Origin of the sequence: Mycobacterium sp. KBS0706, from assembly GCF_005938675.2 — a bacterium.
In the GTDB taxonomy this organism is placed as follows: Bacteria; Pseudomonadota; Alphaproteobacteria; order DSM-16000; family Inquilinaceae; genus Inquilinus.
Genome location: NZ_VCCH02000124.1, coordinates 1 through 17412 on the forward strand (window position 1 = coordinate 1; position 17412 = coordinate 17412).

16 protein-coding genes are annotated in these 17412 nt (G+C 71.2%); 7 read left to right on the forward strand and 9 right to left on the reverse strand.

All coding sequences use genetic code 11. The features are described 5' to 3' along the window. The first annotated feature begins 123 nt into the window (after window positions 1-123). The 3 genes from FFK22_RS36875 (at window position 124) to FFK22_RS36885 (ending at window position 1385) form a co-directional block, all read left to right on the forward strand. Entirely contained in the window at window positions 124-639 is a 516-nt protein-coding gene (locus FFK22_RS36875; protein WP_138893142.1) for an ATP-binding protein, read from the forward strand. 21 nt (window positions 640-660) lie between these two features. Continuing rightward, window positions 661-1002, forward strand: coding sequence for an STAS domain-containing protein (locus tag FFK22_RS36880; RefSeq protein ID WP_138893141.1), 342 nt, complete (start codon window positions 661-663; stop codon window positions 1000-1002). A gap of 89 nt (window positions 1003-1091) precedes the next feature. Then, the gene (locus FFK22_RS36885; protein ID WP_221939140.1) at window positions 1092-1385 is read left to right on the forward strand and encodes an STAS domain-containing protein; all 294 of its coding nucleotides are present in this window, start codon (window positions 1092-1094) and stop codon (window positions 1383-1385) included. A gap of 126 nt (window positions 1386-1511) precedes the next feature. Here the strand turns inward: FFK22_RS36885 and FFK22_RS36890 are convergent, their stop codons facing one another. Genes FFK22_RS36890 through FFK22_RS36905 form a run of 4 tightly spaced genes read right to left on the reverse strand, consistent with a single transcriptional unit; the run spans window position 1512 to window position 6663 of the window. Beyond that, window positions 1512-2126, reverse strand: coding sequence for a hypothetical protein (locus tag FFK22_RS36890; RefSeq protein WP_186002866.1), 615 nt, complete (start codon window positions 2124-2126; stop codon window positions 1512-1514). Beyond that, window positions 2119-5124: a sarcosine oxidase subunit alpha family protein gene (locus FFK22_RS36895; protein ID WP_138893138.1), complete on the reverse strand. Its 3006-nt coding sequence runs from the start codon at window positions 5122-5124 to the stop codon at window positions 2119-2121. The genes FFK22_RS36890 and FFK22_RS36895 overlap by 8 nt, the downstream gene beginning before the upstream one ends. Beyond that, window positions 5121-5396: a sarcosine oxidase subunit delta gene (locus FFK22_RS36900; protein ID WP_138893137.1), complete on the reverse strand. Its 276-nt coding sequence runs from the start codon at window positions 5394-5396 to the stop codon at window positions 5121-5123. The genes FFK22_RS36895 and FFK22_RS36900 overlap by 4 nt, the downstream gene beginning before the upstream one ends. 7 nt (window positions 5397-5403) lie before the next feature. Beyond that, on the reverse strand, window positions 5404-6663 hold the full coding sequence (locus FFK22_RS36905) for a sarcosine oxidase subunit beta family protein (protein ID WP_138893136.1): 1260 nt from the start codon (window positions 6661-6663) through the stop codon (window positions 5404-5406). 130 nt (window positions 6664-6793) lie between these two features. On the opposite strand from FFK22_RS36905, the gene FFK22_RS36910 reads away from it, so the two are divergent. Next, on the forward strand, window positions 6794-7102 hold the full coding sequence (locus FFK22_RS36910; protein WP_138893135.1) for a helix-turn-helix transcriptional regulator: 309 nt from the start codon (window positions 6794-6796) through the stop codon (window positions 7100-7102). Continuing rightward, window positions 7099-7578, forward strand: coding sequence for an SRPBCC family protein (locus FFK22_RS36915; protein WP_138893134.1), 480 nt, complete (start codon window positions 7099-7101; stop codon window positions 7576-7578). The genes FFK22_RS36910 and FFK22_RS36915 overlap by 4 nt, the downstream gene beginning before the upstream one ends. 167 nt (window positions 7579-7745) lie before the next feature. Here the strand turns inward: FFK22_RS36915 and FFK22_RS36920 are convergent, their stop codons facing one another. The 5 genes from FFK22_RS36920 to FFK22_RS36940 all read right to left on the reverse strand — a co-directional run bounded on the left by FFK22_RS36920 (window position 7746) and on the right by FFK22_RS36940 (window position 15759). Next, window positions 7746-9803 carry an acetate--CoA ligase family protein gene (locus FFK22_RS36920; protein ID WP_138893133.1) on the reverse strand — a complete coding sequence of 686 codons (2058 nt, stop codon included), beginning with the start codon at window positions 9801-9803 and terminating at the stop codon, window positions 7746-7748. A 1-nt stretch (window position 9804) separates the two neighbouring features. Next, window positions 9805-11013: an aminomethyltransferase family protein gene (locus tag FFK22_RS36925; RefSeq protein ID WP_138893132.1), complete on the reverse strand. Its 1209-nt coding sequence runs from the start codon at window positions 11011-11013 to the stop codon at window positions 9805-9807. A 1-nt stretch (window position 11014) separates the two neighbouring features. Then, window positions 11015-12580 (reverse strand): NAD(P)/FAD-dependent oxidoreductase, encoded by a 1566-nt coding sequence (locus tag FFK22_RS36930; RefSeq protein ID WP_138893131.1) that lies wholly within the window; start codon window positions 12578-12580, stop codon window positions 11015-11017. Beyond that, window positions 12567-14186, reverse strand: a complete 1620-nt coding sequence (locus tag FFK22_RS36935; protein ID WP_138893130.1) for an NAD(P)/FAD-dependent oxidoreductase — start codon at window positions 14184-14186, stop codon at window positions 12567-12569. Before FFK22_RS36935 ends, FFK22_RS36930 begins: the two co-directional genes overlap by 14 nt. A gap of 229 nt (window positions 14187-14415) precedes the next feature. Continuing rightward, the gene (locus FFK22_RS36940) at window positions 14416-15759 is read right to left on the reverse strand and encodes an aspartate aminotransferase family protein (RefSeq protein ID WP_138893626.1); all 1344 of its coding nucleotides are present in this window, start codon (window positions 15757-15759) and stop codon (window positions 14416-14418) included. Between the two features lie 194 nt (window positions 15760-15953). On the opposite strand from FFK22_RS36940, the gene betI reads away from it, so the two are divergent. Next, the gene (gene betI, locus FFK22_RS36945) at window positions 15954-16601 is read left to right on the forward strand and encodes a transcriptional regulator BetI (protein ID WP_138893625.1); all 648 of its coding nucleotides are present in this window, start codon (window positions 15954-15956) and stop codon (window positions 16599-16601) included. A 10-nt stretch (window positions 16602-16611) separates the two neighbouring features. Then, window positions 16612-17412 (forward strand): acyl-CoA dehydrogenase family protein (locus FFK22_RS36950; RefSeq protein ID WP_143956923.1); only part of this gene is annotated, 801 nt, incomplete at its 3' end.

Genomic DNA, 17412 nt, shown 5'->3' on the forward strand with positions numbered 1-17412 from the left:
CGGCCAAAAGATACTCAATTATGAAACCATTGTCTCTGATGTAGATTTTATCTTTATTATAGGAAAATAAAATCTCAAATAACGGGCTTGTAAGTTGTAGTTCCTATTCGCCGATGATTTGTTATGATCATGACGTCGCCATCAGGGCGAAGTTCACGCCATCGCCTCCCTTCTCGCCACTCCGGCCACAGGCTTGTCATGCAGGGCGTGCTTCTCGATCTCGCAATCCCCAGCCGGCTGGAGGCGATGGGCACTGTTCAGTCCCGGCTGGACGCGGCGCTCCGGCAACTCGGCCTCGACGACGACGCTTGCCATTGGATCGGCCTGGCGACGCATGAGGCGGTGGTCAATGCCGTCGTCCACGGCAATCGCCGGGATCCCGGCCGGCTGGTCGAGATCCGGCTCGCCTGCGACGGCGACGACCTCGTCATCCGCGTCGCGGACCGGGGCGACGGCTTCGACCCGGCCGGTGTCGCCGATCCCCTGTTGCCGGAGAACCTGCTTCGGCCGGGTGGCCGGGGCCTCCTGCTCATGCGGGCCTTGATGGACGAGGTCGGTCATCGACCCGGCACGTCGGGGGGCACCGTCGCCACCCTGCGCCGGCGGCTGGGCGCGGACCCGCTCGGCCTGGATCACTGAAACCAGAGGAAAGGAAAGATCATGGCGCAGGTCAGCACCCGCACCCGGAACGGGGTCACCATCGTGGACGTCATCGGCGGGCTTGTCAGCGGCGGGGACGATCCGGGAGTGCGCGGCGCAGTGCGCCAAGCGCTCGACGGCGGCGCGACCAAGATCGCGCTGAACCTCGGCGGGGTCGACTTCCTCAACTCGTCCGGAATCAACGTGCTGGCCAGCAGCCACGCCGCGGTGTCCGACCGCGGCGGAACGCTGAAGCTGGTCTCGGTCCAGCCGAAGGTGCGGGACGTGCTGGCGATCGCCCGGCTCACCAGCGTGTTCGAGATCCACGGCACCGAGGACGAGGCTGTGGCCTCCTTCGCCTGACCGGCCGGCCTCGTTCCGGCGTTGGGTTCGCGACGCGAACCCAACCTGGGCCGTCGGAGCGACACCCGGGCCGCTCCGGAGGCCTGGACGTGCAAGGCAAGGTGACCCTCGGGACCGGCGACGTGGAACTGCGCAACGCGGTGCAGCAGGCGCTCAACGGCGGCGCGAATAACATTTTGCTGAACCTCGGCGGGGTCAGCGTGATCGACTCCTCGGGAATCGGGGAATTCGTTGCCAGCTACACGTCGGTGGCCAACCGTGGTGGAAAGCTGATGCTGGTGTCGCTTCCGCCCAAGGTGAACGACATCCTGGCGATCACCCAGATGATCACCGTCTTCGACGTCTACGACAGCGAGACCGAGGCGGTCGCGGCGTTCAAGTGAGTCCTTGCCAGGGCGGCAATTCTCCCAAACTGTCATTGCCGGGCTTGACCCGGCAATCCAGTGGGTGTCGACGCTCTCTGGATGCCCGGGTCAAGCCCGGGCATGACAGCGGGGGAAGGAGCGCCGCTACTTCAAGCTGAACGCCCGCGGCGATTCCTGGGGCGGGGTCGGGCGGTGCAGCAGCGCCGGGTCGATCCGGGCGCCGAATTCCAGCGCGCCGTCGGCCAGGGCGCCGAGGGTGAATTCGGCATAGGACACCGGCAGCAGTAGGTCGAAGGCGTCGGCGCCGGCGCGCTGCAGATGCACCCGCACATGCTCCAGCCGGGCGGTGGCGAAGTCGCCCTCGACCAGCATGTCGGGATGCAGGTCGATTGCCGCCAGCTTGGCCAGCAGGTCGCGCGACCGCGTCCCGTCCAGGCGCAGCCCGACATAGCCGCCGGTGCAGGGTGCCGCCGCGACTTCCGCCGGAAGGTCGGGCAGGGCCGTGCCGGCCTCGGCGATCAGCAGCCGGCGCCAGGGCGCGACCGGCCACAGCCGCAGACCGCCCGCTGCCAGCGTCGCGCCCGCCCCGGCGATGGAGGCGCCGAACACGCTGCGCTCCCACTGGGCCAGCGCGGCGGCGGACTCCGCGCTCCAGGCGGCGAGCTGCAGGATCGCGGCGGGGCGCCAGGGGCGGAAGCTCAGGCCGTCGGTATCCAGGGTCGACAGCGCCTCGATCGGATTGGGCAGGGTCTCAGCCACGGACGCGCTCCCCCTTCGGGTCATACATGCAGGGCTCGGTGACGCGGACCTTGATGTGGCTGCCGCGCAGCGGGTCGGTGGCGAAGATGGTGCCGCCCATCCGCTCGCGGCTGCGGGCCAGGAAGCCGAGGCCGATCGGCAGCCCGCTCACCGGGCCGGTGCAGCTGGAGGTGACGTGGCCCTGGGTCGGCTCGTTCGGGCGATACATGCCGCCTTCGACCAGATGGGCGCCGGCGACCAGCGGCTCGCCCTGCTCGGAGACCAGCCCGACCAGCCGCGGCCGGTCCGGGTCGGCCAGGCCCTCGCGCAGCGACATCGGCTTGCCGATGTATGGGCCCTCGCGCTTGGCGAAGCGCTCATGCGCCAGGTCGGCCAGCGTGACCTGACCGTTGATCTCGGCGCCGGTCAGGAAGCCCTTCTCGATCCGCAGCAGCTCCAGCGCCTCCAGCCCGAAACGCTGCAGCCCGACCGGCTCGCCGGCCGCGATCAGCCGGCGCCACAGGGCGTGGGCGTGCTGTGCCTCGACATGCAGCTCGTAGCCCAGCTCGCCGGTGAAGCTGACGCGCAGGATGCGCAGCGGCAGGCCGTCCAGCACCAGGTCCCGCACCGCCATGAAGGGCAGGGCGTCGTTCGAGACGTCGACGGCGTCGCCGACCAGCCGGGCCAGCACGGCGCGGGCGTCGGCCCCGGTCAGGGCCAGGGCGGCACGGGCCTCGGTCAACTCGGTCACCGCCACGCGCAGATCCGGCCAGTCGACCTCGGTCAGCCGCTCCATCATCCGCACCACGTCATGCGCCTTGGCGCTGGTGGTGGTGACGTAGAAGCGGTCCTCGGCCAGCCGGGTGACGGTGCCGTCATCCAGCACGATGCCATCGTCGCGCAGCATGATGCCGTAGCGCGAGCGGCCGACCGGCAGCGTCTCGATCCGGTTGACGTAGAGCCGCTCCAGGAACGAGGCGGCGTCGGGGCCGCAGACGTCGACCTTGCCCAGGGTCGAGACGTCGAACACCCCGACATTCGACCGCACGTATCGGGCCTCGCGCAGCGACGCCTCGCCCAGGCTCTCGCCCGGCCGCGGGTAGTAATGCGGCCGCAGCCAGCCGCCGGAGCGGATGAACACGGCGCCGTCGGCCCGCTGGATCTCGTGGAAGGGCGGCCGCCGGGTCGGATAGGCGTGCCAGCCGGTCGACCGGCCGGCGATGGCGCCAAAGGCGACCGGGGTGTAGGGCGGGCGGAAGGTCGGCGCCGCCAGGTCGCCCGGCCGCAGCCCGCGCGCATCGGTCAGCACGCCCAGCGCCGGGCCGTTCGAGGTCTTGCCCTGGTCCGTCGCCATGCCCTGGGTGGTGTAGCGCTTCATGTGCTCGGGCGAGGTGTAGCCCTCGCGCGCTGCCAGCCGGATGTCGGCGGCGGTGACGTCGTTCTGGAAGTCGACGAAGGCCTTGCCGCCCACCTGCGGGTCCGCGACCTGGGGCGCTGTGGCGGGGTTGGGAGCAGGGCGGGGCAGGTTCTCCAATGGAGTCCCCCCTCCCCCTGCGGGAGGGGGGGCCCTCTTGATTTGCCGGAACCGCGCCGCCTGCCGCCCCACCGCCAGCCCGTCGGCGATGGCGGCCTCGGTCGAGGCGCGGCCGGCGCAGGCGCCGGCGGCCAGCAGCGGGCCGTCGAGATCCGGCAGCACAAAGCCGCCGCGCGTCCAGTCGAGCTTCGGGCGGATGCCGCGTTGGCTCAGCAGATGCGTGGTCGGCATCCAGCCGCCGGACATGGCGATGGCGTCGCAATCGACCGCGACCACCTTGCCACTGCCATCGGCCGGGCCGATCCGGGCGCCCTCGACGCTGAGGCGGCCCTTGGCACCGCGGACAGCCGACCCGGCATGGACGGTGATCCCGGCGGCGCGCAGCTCCTCCGCCAGCGGGCCGGGCAGCGCGGAGCGGCTGTCGGCCAGCCCCACGACCTCGACCCCGTGCCGCTTCAGCGCCAGAGCGGTGCGGGCGACGCCGTCGTCGATCCCGGCCACCAGCACCCGCTTGCCCGGGGCCACGGCATAACGGTGGGCATAGCGATGCGCCGCACCGGCCAGCATTACGCCCGGCCGGTCGTTGTTGGGGAACACCAGCGGCTGCTCGATCGCCCCGGCCGCGACCACGATCGCCGCCGCCCGGATGGTCCAGAAGCGCTGGCGCGGCAGGTGCGGCGGCGGCTCGGCGAGATGGTCGGCGACGCGCTCGACCAGCCCGACCGTGCCGTGGTCGTAGAGGCCGAAGGCGGTGCCGCGCGGCACCAGCGTCACCCGGTCGCCGAAGCCCTGCAGCGCGGCCAGCCGCTCCGCCACCCAATCCATCACCGGCCGGCCCTCGACCGGCTCGTCCTCGTCCAGCAGGGCGCCGCCGAAGTGGTCGCCCTCGTCGCACAGGATCACCCGGGCGCCCGCCTCGGCCGCGGCCAGAGCGGCGCTCAGCCCGGCCGGGCCGCCGCCCACCACCAGCACGTCGCAGAAGGCGTGGCGGCGCTCGTAGCGGTCGGGGTCGATCTCGGCCGGCGCGGTGCCCAGGCCGGCGGCGCGGCGGATGATCCGCTCATAGACCGGCTCCCAGAACGAGGCCGGCCACATGAAGGTCTTGTAGTAGAAGCCGGCCGGGAACACCGGGGCCAGCACGCTGTTGACCACGCCCAGCGCGTCGAAGCCGAGGGACGGCCAGCGGTTCTGGCTCTGCGCCACCAGCCCGTCATACAGCTCGACCATGGTGGCGCGGGTGTTGGGCTCGTGCCGGCCGCTGCTGCGCAGCTCGACCAGCGCGTTCGGCTCCTCCGACCCGGCGGAGAGGATGCCGCGCGGCCGGTGGTACTTGAAGCTGCGCCCGACCAGCCGCACCCCGTTGGCCAGCAGCGCCGAGGCCAGGCTGTCGCCGGGATGCCCCTCGTAGAGCTGTCCATCGAAGGTGAAGCCGAGCCGCGCCGACCGGTCGATCAGCCCGCCCTGGGCCAGGCGATGCGAGGTCATCGTCTGCCCTCCGCAGCGGGGCGCCGCAGCGGCTCGGCCGCCGTGATCTCATGGGTCAGCGTGTCGCGCGTGACCAGGATCCAGGACCGGCAGCCGTAATTGTGCTGCCAGTATTCCCGGTGCGTGCCGCGCGGGTTATCGTGGCGGTAGACATGGTCGAACCAGGGTGCCGCCGCCGTCTCCTCATGCGGCGGGCGCGGCGTCCCGGCGTCGCCGCCATAGAAGAATTCGGACAGGTCGCGCGGACCGCACCAGGGGCAGGGGATTCGCATATCGTCCTCAGTGCCGGTTCGCGATCGGGCCGACGCCGTTCTCGTCGATGATCCGGCCGCGCTCGAACCGGTCGAGCGCGAAGGGCCGGTTCAACTCGTGCGGCTGGCCATGGGCGATGGTGTGGGCGCAGACCCAACCGGAGCCGGGGATGGCTTTGAAGCCGCCATAGCACCAGCCGACGTTGAGGTAGAGCCCGTCGATCGGCGCCAGGCCGATGATCGGGGTGCCGTCCATCGACATGTCCATCACCCCGGCCCAGTGCCGCAGGATGCGGGTCCGCGACAGGTTCGGCATCAGCGCGATGGCGGCCGTTGCGATGTCCTCCACCACCGGCAGGTTGCCGCGCTGGGCGTAGGAGTTGTAGCCGTCGAGGTCGCCGCCGAAGACCAGCCCGCCCTTGTCGGACTGGCTGATGTAGAAATGGCCGCTGCCGCCCCAGGACAGGACCTGGTTGACCACCGGTTTCAGCCCCTCGCTGACGAAGGCCTGCAGCAGGTGGCTCTCGATCGGCAGCTTCAGCCCGACCTTGCCGGCGAGAATCGAGGCCGACCCGGCGGTGGCGAGGCAGACCCGGTCGGCGCTGATCGGGCCCTTGGCCGTCATCACCCCGGTGACGCGCTCGCCCTCGCGCAGGACATCCAGCACCTCGCAATCCTCGATGATGTCGACGCCGAGATCGCTGGCGGCGCGGGCGAAGCCCCAGGCCACGGCATCGTGCCGGGCGGTGCCGCCGCGGCGTTGGATCAGCGCGCCGTAGAGCGGGAACAGGGCGTGGTCGGAATAGTCGAGATTGGGCGCGATCCGGCGCAGATCGTCCGGCTCCAGCCAGTCGGCGTCGATCCCGGCCAGGCGCATGCCGTTGCCGCGCCGGCGCAGCGCCATGGCGCCGCCCAGCGATGTCGCCAGGAACATCGAGCCGCGGGCCGAGAACATGACGTTATAGTTCAGGTCCTCGCTGAGCTCATGCCACAGCTTCAGCGACCATTCGTAGAAATGCTGGTTGTCCGGCAGCAGGTAGTTGGAGCGCACCACCGTGGTGTTGCGGCCGACATTGCCGCCGCCGATCCAGCCGCGCTCGACCAGGGCGACATTGGTGATGCCGTGGTTGCGCGCCAGGTAGTAGGCGGTGGCCAGACCATGGCCGCCGCCGCCGACGATGACGACGTCATAGCTTTTCTTCGGCGTCGCCTTGCGCCATGCCGGCTCCCAGCCGCGATGGCCGCCCAGCGCCTTCCGCGCCAGCGACAGGAAGGAATATCGCTGCATCCGTCCGCCTCCGCCGGTTCCCCCGGCGTCTCCCGATCCTGCCGATACAATACACCACTGTATGTTCGGGGAAAGAGGATGTTCGGGCCAGGCAGGTTGACTCTGTGTAAGTATATGCTTACCGTAAGTCATGGCTAACGAAGAACGGGCCCTGGCGGCGCTGGCCGATCCCACGAGGCGGATCGTGTTCGAGCGGCTGGCCCGCGGGCCGCAGGCAGTGGGCGAGCTGGCGGGCGGCCTGCCGGTCAGCCGCCCGGCGGTGTCGCAGCACCTCGCCGTGCTGAAAGCCGCCGGGCTGGTGGTCGACCGGGCCGACGGCACGCGGCGGGTCTATCAGATCGACCCCGCCGGGCTGGGGCCGTTGCGCGCCTGGCTCGACCAGTTCTGGAACCACGCCCTGGAAGCATTCAAGGCAGAAGCCGAACGGGAGGACCCATGACCCTGAGCATCAAGCCGGCACCGATCCGCCGGAGCCTGCAGATCAAGGCCGGCCAGCAGAAGGCCTTCGACGTGTTCACCGCCGGCATGGGCCGGTGGTGGCCGCCCTCGCACAGCCTGCTCAAGGCGCCGCGCGCCGATGTGGTGATGGAGCCGCGGGCCGGCGGCCGCTGGTACGAGCGCGCGGTCGACGGCAGCGAATGCGACTGGGGCCGGGTGGTGTCCTGGGACCCGCCGGGCCGCGTGCTGCTGGCCTGGCAGCTGAGCGGCGAATGGCGCTTCGACCCCGATTTCGAAACCGGACTGGAGATCCTGTTCCTGCCCGAATCCGAAACGGTCACCCGGATCGAGCTCGAGCACCGGGATATCGAGAAATTCGGCGAGGCGGAGGAGATGGCGCGGCGCTCGCTCGACTCCGACGGCGGCTGGACCGGCGTCCTGCGGGCGTTTGCGGAGCTGGTGGAGGAGGCGGCCTGAGGGCGTCGGATCGGCCGACCAGCCTTTGAGATCGACTCTCCGCCGTTTTCCGTCATGGCGAGGAGCGTGGCGACGTGGCCATCCAGGGCCGCTCGCACCGGCCCTGGATGGCCACGCCCCTCCGGGGCTCGCCATGACGGATCACAATTTCGGCCGCCGGTGTCGCTTCAAATCGCCTCCACCACCCGCGCGTCGACGGCGACGGCGCCGTGCGGCAGGACCAGCACCGGGTTGACGTCGATCGCCTCGACCCGGTCGCCCAAAGCCGCGGCGAGGGCGGAGAAGCGGGCCGCCGCCTCGGCCAGGGCTTCGATATCGGCGGCCGGGGCGCCGCGAACCCCGTCCAGCAGCGGCCGCAGCCGCAGCCGGTCGACCAGCCGCCGCGCCTCGGCGGCGTCGAAGGGCGGCAGGGCGAAGGCCACGTCTTTCAAGATCTCGGCATGGATGCCGCCGAAGCCCACCAGCACCACCGGCCCGAAATCCGGGTCGCGCTGCAGCCCCAGCATCATCTCGACGCCCTTGTCCCGCACCATCCGCGCCACCATGACCTGCGGGCCCAGCCGCACGGCCAGGTCGCGATGGGCCTGGCGCAGCGCCACCGGGTCGGCCAGGCCCAGCCGCACCCCGTCGACATCGGTCTTGTGCGCCGCGCCTGCGGTCTTCAGCGCCACCGGGAAGCCGATGCGCATGGCGGCCTCGACCGCCTCGGATTCGTCCCTGGCCATGGCGCAGGGCGTGACCGCCAGGCCGAAATCGGCCAGCAGGCGCAGCGCCTCGGCCTCGGTGAGCGGGTGCCCGTCGGCGAGCCGCGCCCGCCAGCGCTGCACCGCCGCCTCCGATGCCCGAGGCGGGTGCATCGGCGGCCGGGCGGCGGCGTCGCGCCGGTCGAAGGCGATGCGGCAGGCGCGCAGGAAGGCCGGCACCCCGTCCAGCACCGGCACGCCGGCGCGGGTCGAGGCCACGGCCGCCGGGTCGCTGCCGCTGCCCTGGTGGTTCGAGACGATCACCACAGGCTTGCCGCTGGCCGCCCGGGCCTGGTGCGCGACCTCGAGATACAGCGGCGTCACCTGGCCGCCGACCGAGCGGTCCAGCGCCAGCGCGCCCAGGGCGGTGTCCGGGTCGGCCATCAGCGCCTGGAAACAGGCCTCGAAATCGGTTGGATAGTTGCGGCCGGTGCCCCAGTGGTCCAGCGGGTTGACCGGCGGCAGGCCGGGATCCAGCGCCGCCTCCAGCTTGTCCTCCGTCGCCGGCGACAGGCTGGCGAAGCGCACCCCGGCCGCCGCAGCCAGGTCGACCATCAGCCCGCGCTCGCCGCCGCTGTCATGGGTGCTGGCCAGTCCGCCGGGGCCGAGGCTGGCCGCGACGGGCAGCAACATCATCGCCGCCGCCAGCTCGTCCACCGACCGCACATGGCCGACGGCATGGCGCTCGAACAGCGCGTCATAGGCGGCGTGGTCGCCGGCGATGGCGCCGGAATGGCTCAGCGCCAGGGCCGCGCTCTCCCGCGTGCGGCCGACCTTCAGCGCCACCACCGGAATGTTGCGCGCCTGCGCCTTGGCGAGTGCCGCGACGAAGCGCTCGGGGTCGCGCGCGGCCTCCAGGAACAGCCCGACCACCCAGGTCTCCGGCTGGTCCAGGGCGAAGTCGAGATAATCGGCCAGGGTGGTGGTCAGTTCCTGGCCGGAGGACACGGCGAGGGCATAGTCGATCCGCGCCTCGGCATCGACCAAGGCGGTGAACAGCGACCCGGAATGGGTCAGCAGCACGGCGCCGCCGGGCACATGGTCCGGCCGGGTGGCGAAGCCGCACAGCCGGACCCGGTCGGTGAAGTTGTAGAAGCCCATGCCGTTGCCGCCGCACAGCGCCACCCCGGCCTCCAGCGCCATGGCCCGGATGCGCTCGCGCAGGGCGGCATCGGCCAGCGGTGCGACGATGGTCGCGGCCTTCACCCCTTGCCGCAGCGCCGCGGCGAAGGCCTCGGCGATGGTCTCGTCGCCCAGGCAGAAGGCCGCGTGCTCCACCGGCTCCGGCAGGTCGGCGATCGACGTCAGGCAGGGCAGTCCTGCCAGCATTCCGCCCTTCGGGTTGACCGGATGCACCGGGCCGGGGAAGCCGCCCTCGACCAGCTGCCGCAGCATCACCGCGCCGACCGAGCCGGGCCGCGCGCTGGCGCCGACCACCGCGATCGAGCGTGGACGCAGCAGCGGGTCCAGCGGATGTCCCATGTCAGGTCTCGGCCGGCGGCGTGGCCCGGCGCCGCGGCGGGTCGTAGAAGGGCCGGTCCACCACCCGGGCCCGCACCATCAGCTTGTGGTAGACCAGCTCGCGCAGGGCGTAGATCTCGACCCACAGCTCGTCCTTCACCGTGTCGCCATAGGGCCGGCGCAGCGAGGCCAGGGCGATATTGCGCTTGGCCGAGGGCGACCAGGCGGCGGCGCTGATCTGCCCGGCTTCGGCCTTGCCCTTGTGGTAGACGATGGCGTGGTCGGCCGGGACGTTGCCGTCGATGTCCAGCCCGACCAGGCACCAGCGGGCCGACCGGTCGCGGCGCTGGGCCAGGATGGCGCGCTTGCCGGTCCAGTAGGCGGCCTTCTTCTCGTCGACCAGCCAGCCCAGCCCGATCTCGTCGGGCGTGCGGCGGCGGTCGACGCGGATGGCGGTCTCGGCGGTGATGAAGTCGCTGTTGGCGATGATGAAGCCGGCCTCCAGCCGCGCCAGGTCCAGCGCCTCGAAGCCGATCGCCTGCAGCCCGTGCGATGGACCGGCCGCCCACAGCCGGTCCCACAGCGCCAGCGCCGCCTCGGGCTCGGCGAACAGCTCGTAGCCGAGGTCGCCGGTGAAGCCGGTGCGGGACACGGTGACGCGGCCCTCGTCGAGGTGAAAGTCCCGGATCTGGAACGGCTTCAGCGTCTCGATGCCGTCGAAGCCGGCGCGCGTCAGCAGCGCCCGGCTGGTCGGGCCCTGCAGCGCCAGGGCGGCCACCTGCTCGGTCTCCTCGGCGATCTCGACCGCGAAGCCGATGGCGGAATCCAAGAGCCAGTTGAGGTGCCGCTCCTGGCAGCACAGCCGGAACTCGGCGGCGCCCAGCCGGAACAGCGTGCCGTCGTCCAGCACATGGCCCTCGTCGTCGCACCAGCAGGTGTAGTGCACCCGGCCGACCGCCAGCCTCGAGACGTCGCGCACCGTCAGCCGGTCCAGGAACGCCTCGGCCTCGGGCCCGGCGATGCGGTATTTCACCATCGGCGTCAGGTCGAACAGCGACGCGGCGTTGCGGATCGCGAAGTATTCCTGCTCGGCGTCGCGGATGGTGCGGGCCGAGACATAGCCGCCCCAATTGTACCAGTCCTCGGCCTGCATCAGAGCGGCCAGGCGCGGGTGGAACGGCGTCTGCAGCAGCGGCTTGCGGAAATGGTCGCGGGGCAGGGGGCGGCGCATGTCACCGGGCCTCCGCCAGGATGCGGCGCGCGGCGTTCAGGCCGGCGGCGCCCATCACCCCGCCGCCGGGATGGCTGCCGGCGCCGCAGAGCCAGAGGCCCGGCACCGGCGTCGCGTATTGGCCGGCGCCATGCACCGGGCGCAGCATCATCAGCTGGTCGACCGCCAGCTCGCCATGGTGCCAATGGCCGCCGGGCATGCGGTAGCGCGCCTCCAGGTCGGAGGGCGTCAGCAGCTCTGCCGCCACCACCCGCGCCGACAGGCCGGGCAGATGCCGTTCCAGCACCGTCAGGATGCGGTCGCGGAAAGCCGGGCCGCCGGCCTCCCAGCCGCCGCGCAGCTCCGCCGGGGCGTATTGCGCCACCACCGACATCACGCGCTTGCCGGCCGGGGCCAGGCTGGGGTCGGTCAGGGACGGGATCACGATCTCCAGCACCGGCTCGGGCGAGGCCTCGCCGTATTTCGCCGGGTTGAAGGCGGCCTCGACCGCGTCGATGCCCGGGGCGATCACCAGGCGGCCCGCCAGCTGCTCCGGCGAGAGGCCGGGGAAGTCCGGCAGCCCGTCCAGCGCCAGATGCAGCTTGGCGGCGTTGCCGCGCATGCGGACATGGCCGATGCGGCGGACGAAGCCGGCATCCAGCGCCCGCGGGCCCAGCAGGTCGAGGAAGGTGGTCCGCGGATTGGCCCCCGAGACGACGACCGGCGCCCGGATCTCCGCCCCCTCCGCCAGGGCGACGCCGACGGCGCGGTCGGCGTCGACCAGGATCTTCGCCACCGGGGCATTGGTGCGGATCTCGACACCAGCGGCCCGGGCCGCGGCGGCGATGGCAGCGGCGACCGCGCCCATGCCGCCCCTCGGCAAAGCCAGCGCCGCCTGCACCCCGTCGGCCTGTCCCGCCAGCCGGTGCAGCAGCGCCAGCAGCGAGGTTGGGGAGCGGGGGCCGAGATGGGTGCCCAGCACCGCGTCGAAGGCGACGGCGCCCATCAGAAGCGGATCCGACAGCTCCTCCTCCAGCACATCGGCGACATCCATCAGGATCATGCGCAGGAACTCGCGCATCTCCGCGCGCCCCAGGCGGCGGATGGCCCAGCCGAGTCTGCCCATCGCCAGGGCGTCGCCGCGCCCACCACCGCGCAGCCGCGGCGGCGTCTGGGTCAGGAAGGGCTGCAGCGCCCCGGCGAAGCGCAGCAGCCGGGCCCGCAGCAGGGCCCAGGCCTCGGCCTCGCCGAGCGGCAGCTCGCCCGCCAGCCGCTCGCCGAAGGCGCCATGCAGGGTGAGGTGCCGGCCATCGGCCGACAGAACCGTGGTCGGGATGTTGCTCGCCGCCAGGGCCAGGCCGTGCCGCACCAGGTCGAGCGCCCGGATCACCTCCGGATGCAGCTGGTTCAGCACATGCGCGACATGCGAGACGCGGAAGCCCGGCGCGAACTCCACCGTCCGGGCGGCGCCGCCGAGCTCGTCGGCCGCCTCCAGCAGCACCACCTTGCGGCCCTTCTTCGCCAGCAGCGCGGCGCAGACCAGGCCGTTGTGGCCGCCGCCGATGACGATGGCGTCACAGGACGTCATAGGCATCGCTCATCACGGCGGGCTTGCGCTTCAGGTCGCGCAGGATCTCCGATGCCGCGTTGCGGCCCGGCGCGCCCATCACCCCGCCGCCCGGATGGGTGGAGGAGCCGCACATGTACAGCCCGGCCACCGGCGACCGGTACTGGGCATAGCCGGGGACCGGCCGGTTGAACAGGATCTGGTCGAAGGTCAGCTCGCCCTGGAAGATGTTGCCCTCGGTCAGCCCGACCTCGGCCTCCAGCTCGCGCGGGGTGCGGATCTCGGCATGCAGGACCAGGTCGCGGAAGCCGGGAGAATACTCGGCGATCTGGTCGATCACGGTCCTGCCAAAGGCGTCGCGGTCGGCATCGGTCCAGTCGCCCCCCTCGACCTTGGGCGGGCAGTACTGGACGAAGCAGCTCATGAAGTGCTTCCCCGGCGGTGCCATGGTCGGGTCCAGCGTGGTCGGGATCATCATGTCCAGGAACGGGTCGGCCGACCAGCGCCCGGCCTTCCAGTCGTCATAGCCGCGCTCCATCCGCTCGACGCTGTCGGTAAAGTGCATGTCGCCGCGCAGGCAGGACGACCCGTCGGGCAGCGCCGGGAAGCGGGGCAGGGCGTCCAGCGCGATGTTCACCTTGCCGGAGGAGCCGCGGATCTTGAAGTTGCGCACCCGCTTGGTGAAGGCGGCGGGCAGCGCCGCCTCGTCGACCAGCGTCAGGAAGGTGCGCTTGACGTCGAGGTTGGAGACGACCTGCCGGGCGCGGATCTCCTCGCCGCCCGCCAGCACCACGCCGGCGGCCTTGCCGTTCTCGACCAGGATGCGCTCGACCGCGGCGCCGGTGCGGATCTCGCCCTTGGCGGCACGCAGCGACCCGGCCATGGCCTGGGTGATGGCGCCCATGCCGCCGCGGGCGAAGCCCCAGGCCCCGGTGGCGCCGTCGACATCGCCCATATAGTGGTGCAGCAGCACATAGGCCGAGCCGGGCGAGCAGGGGCCGAGCGCAGTGCCGATGATGCCGGACAAAGCGAAGCTGGCCTTCACCACCTCGCTCTCGAAATACTCGTCCAGGAACTCGGCGATGCTCATGGTCCAGAACCGGATGGTGTCGGCCATCTCGGTCTCGGTCAGGCCGTGGAACTTGCGGCCGAGATACAGCATCTCCTGCAGGTCGCGCGGCCGCAGCGACGCCGGGTCGGGCGGGGTGCGCAGCAGCAGCGGCCGGATGAAGCGGCACTGCCGGGTGACATCGGCGGAATAGCGGTCATAGGCCTCGGCGTCGCGCAGCGAGAAGCGCTGGATCTCGCGCCGGTGGGCGTCGTGCTGGCGATAGGTCGCCAGCGCGTCGCCGTCGCGGGTGAACACGGCGCCGCCCTCATAGGGGATGATCTGCAGCCCGTGCCGCGGCAGCTCCAGGTCGCGCATGATCTCCGGCCGCAGCAGGCTGCAGACATAGGAGCAGTTGGAATAGAGGATGCCGGGATGCAGCGACCGGCTCACGGCAGCGCCGCCGACCCAGTCGTTCTTCTCCACCACCAGCACCTCGAGCCCGGCGCGGGCCAGGTAACCCGCCGCCACCAGGCCATTGTGCCCGGCCCCGACGACGATGACGTCCCAGGTCTTCATCGGATCGCAGCGCAGTTGGCGCGGAAAGGAGAACGTGTTGCCTCTCTCGCGTGGCGGGAGAGGTCGGACGTCCGCCAGGACGTCCGGGTGAGGGCCGGCACCGGCCTCGACGAAATCCCCTCACCCGGAGCCGCTTCGCGTCTCCGACCTCTCCCCCAAGCGGGAGAGGCAACGCGAAATGCCGTGGCCTCGCTTCCCCCCATGGGCTCCGTCTCCCCCGGTGCCGCGGTCAGTGTGCCACGGCTCGCTTCGCGTCGTCGCCGCCCTTGTCCAGGGTGCGGTCGACGGCGCGCTCGAAGCCCTGCAGCGTGTCGGCCAGGCAGCTGTCGTCATGCGCCTCGCAGACGAACCAGGGCTCGCGCGAATCCGGCTCGCACAGCACCCCCTCCTCATGCAGCTCTCGCGCCAGAGCGTCGTAGAAGCTGTAGTCGGAGCGCTTCCAGTCGCGGTAGTCGCGCGGCGGCGCCGGGGCGAAGAACAGCCCGCCCATCGACGGGTGGCCGGCGAAGCAATGGACCACGCCGCGGGCGTCGAGGATCCGCTTGATCCCGGCCTGCATCCGGCGGCCATAGGCGGCGATGGTCTCCAGCGCCGGGGTCTCGTCCAGGATCTCAAGCGTCTTCTCGGCCGCGGCCAGCGCCACGGAATGGGCGGTGTAGGTGCCGCCATGGGCGACGCCGCGGCCGTAGCGGCGCATGATGTCCTCACGCCCGCCGATGGCGGCGATCGGATAGCCGTTGGCCATCGCCTTGGCCATGGTGGTGATGTCGGCCTTGACGCCCATCAGCTCCTGCGTGCCGCCGCGGGCAACGCGGAAGCCGGACTTCACCTCGTCGATGATCAGCAGCACGCCGTAGCGGTCGCACAGCTCGCGCACGGCGCGGACATAGGCGACATCGGCGGTGATGCCGCAGCAATTGCCCATGATCGGCTCGATCAGCATCGCCGCGATCTCGTGCGACCGGCGGCGCAGCAGGTCCTCCAGCCGGTTGGCGTCGTTCATCGGCGTCAGGTGCACCAGCGGCCGCACCGCCTCGGGCACCCCGCCGGAATAGGGCACCACCGCCGGGTCCTGGCCGGTCTGCTGCGGGTCCCACTGGTCCAGCGCCACCATCCACATCGCGGCGTCGAACAGCCCATGATAGCTGCCCTCGACCAGCACGTAGGACTCCTTGCCGGTACAGGCGCGGGCCAGGCGCAGCGCCGCCATCACCGCCTCGGTGCCGGAGTTGGAGAAGCGCACCAGCTCCGCCGCCGGCATCATCCTGGCGATGCGCTCGGCCACGGTGAATTCGCGCTCGGTCGACAAGGCGAAGACGCCGCCGACCTCCATGCCCTGCCGCGCCGCCTCATCCACCCGCGGGTCGGCATAGCCCAGGATCGCCGGGCCGTAGCCGAGGCGGTAGTCGACATAGGGATTGTCGTCGAGGTCCCAGATCCGGCCGCCGCGGCCGCGCTTCACATAGATGGTCCGGTCGTCGCCCCAGTAGCGGAAGTTGGAGGCGACGCCGAGGGGCAGGCGGGTCGACGCCCGACGGAATTGCGCGTTGCTGCGCGCCAGGCTGCGGGTCATGGCAGCGGGTCCTTGTCTCGTTGGTCCGGCGGTTCTCGGGCCGCGATTTCGGGACTCAGAATGGCATGGCGGCGCCGTTCCTGTCCATCTTGTTGAATGAACGTTCAATTAAAATATTGTTGGATGTTCATTCAGCATCTTTCCAGAAGCACTTGCCGATGCTAGGCTTTTATGGAGATTTGACGGGGGTGCCGATGGCCGAAGGCCAGGCCGTGCGCAAGGTGAATGGGGGGCGGCGGCAGTCGAAGGAGCTGCGGCGGCAGGAGCTGATCGAGGCGACGATCGACGCCATCGCCAAACGCGGCTACGAGGAGACGACGATGGCCGTGGTCGCCGACGGCGCCGGCCTGTCGCGCGGCATCGTCAACTTCCATTTCGAGAGCAAGGAGAAGCTGCTCGTCGAGACCCTGCGGTATCTCTCCGACGAATACCGCGCCCATTGGCGCCGCGCCCTGCACGAGGCCGGGCCGGCCGCGGCGGAGAAGCTGTGGGCCCTGGTCCTGGCCGATTTCGACCGCCGCATCTGCAACCCGCGCAAGATCGCCGCCTGGTGCGCCTTCTGGGGCGAGGCCAAGACAAGGCCGCATTACCGCGCTTTGTGCAGCGCCAACGACCAGGACTACCACCTGACCCTGCTCAACCTCTGCCGCGAGCTGGCGGCGGACGGGCAGTCGCCGGACCTCCTGGCGCGCAGCCTGAACGGGCTGCTGGAGGGGTTGTGGCTGCATGTGATGATGGGGCCGAAGGAGTTCGGCCGCGAGGACGGCCGGGCCTGCGCGGTCGAGATGCTGGTCTCGGTCTTCCCCCGGCATTTCACTCGCGACGGCCCGGTCCGGGCCTGAGAGGCACGCCATGAGCTTCACGCTCCCCGACAGCGCCCGCGACTGGCAGGACAAGATCCGCCGCTTCGTCGAGGCCGAGCTGATCCCGTGGGAGGAGCGGGCGGAGCTGGCCGGCGGCGAGATCCCGGCCGAGGTCGCGGCCCGGCACGAGCGGCTGGCGCTCGAGCTCGGCCTGCCACGGATCGACGCGCCGAAGCGCCATGGCGGGCTGGAGCTGCCGCTGCTCGACCAGGTGGCGATCGCGGAGCAGACCGGCCGCGTCACCAACGCCCTGGCCTGGTGCTATGGCGAGGCGCAGTCCTGGATGTTCGAGGCCTGCTCGCCGGACCAGATCGGCCGCTTCATCCTGCCGCTGATGCGCGGCGAGCGGCATGTCTGCACCGCGGTGACAGAGGAAGGCGCCGGTTCCGACGTCGACGACATCGCCACCACGGCGCGGCGGGACGGCGACGCCTACGTCATCGACGGCGAGAAATGGCACGTCACCAGCGCCAACCTGGCGGACACGGTGATCGTCCAGGCCAAGATCCGGGGCGGCGAAGCCGATGGCGGCCACGCCCTGTTCTTCGTCGAGATGCCGGCCGCAGGACTCAGCACCGTGCGCAGCCCGGCCTATACCCACAGCTACCGCCACCACCATCCCATCCTGCGCTTCGACCGCGTGCGGGTGCCGGCGGCGAACCGGATCGGCGCCGAGGGGCAGGGGATGGGCTTCATCCATGCCTGGTTCCGGCGCGAGCGGCTGATGATCGCGGCGCGCTGCTGCGGCGCGGCCGAGCGGCTGATCGAGGCGGCCACCGGGTTTGCGGCG

Bases quoted from the DNA above. Each gene is read 5' to 3' on its own strand.
- FFK22_RS36875 (WP_138893142.1), top strand. From the start codon at position 124: ATGATCATGACGTCGCCATCAGGGCGAAGTTCACGCCATCGCCTCCCT.
- FFK22_RS36880 (WP_138893141.1), top strand. From the start codon at position 661: ATGGCGCAGGTCAGCACCCGCACCCGGAACGGGGTCACCATCGTGGAC.
- FFK22_RS36895 (WP_138893138.1), bottom strand. From the start codon at position 5,124: ATGACCTCGCATCGCCTGGCCCAGGGCGGGCTGATCGACCGGTCGGCG.
- FFK22_RS36900 (WP_138893137.1), bottom strand. From the start codon at position 5,396: ATGCGAATCCCCTGCCCCTGGTGCGGTCCGCGCGACCTGTCCGAATTC.
- FFK22_RS36905 (WP_138893136.1), bottom strand. From the start codon at position 6,663: ATGCAGCGATATTCCTTCCTGTCGCTGGCGCGGAAGGCGCTGGGCGGC.
- FFK22_RS36910 (WP_138893135.1), top strand. From the start codon at position 6,794: ATGGCTAACGAAGAACGGGCCCTGGCGGCGCTGGCCGATCCCACGAGG.
- FFK22_RS36915 (WP_138893134.1), top strand. From the start codon at position 7,099: ATGACCCTGAGCATCAAGCCGGCACCGATCCGCCGGAGCCTGCAGATC.
- FFK22_RS36920 (WP_138893133.1), bottom strand. From the start codon at position 9,803: ATGGGACATCCGCTGGACCCGCTGCTGCGTCCACGCTCGATCGCGGTG.
- FFK22_RS36925 (WP_138893132.1), bottom strand. From the start codon at position 11,013: ATGCGCCGCCCCCTGCCCCGCGACCATTTCCGCAAGCCGCTGCTGCAG.
- FFK22_RS36930 (WP_138893131.1), bottom strand. From the start codon at position 12,580: ATGACGTCCTGTGACGCCATCGTCATCGGCGGCGGCCACAACGGCCTG.
- FFK22_RS36935 (WP_138893130.1), bottom strand. From the start codon at position 14,186: ATGAAGACCTGGGACGTCATCGTCGTCGGGGCCGGGCACAATGGCCTG.
- FFK22_RS36940 (WP_138893626.1), bottom strand. From the start codon at position 15,759: ATGACCCGCAGCCTGGCGCGCAGCAACGCGCAATTCCGTCGGGCGTCG.
- betI (WP_138893625.1), top strand. From the start codon at position 15,954: ATGGCCGAAGGCCAGGCCGTGCGCAAGGTGAATGGGGGGCGGCGGCAG.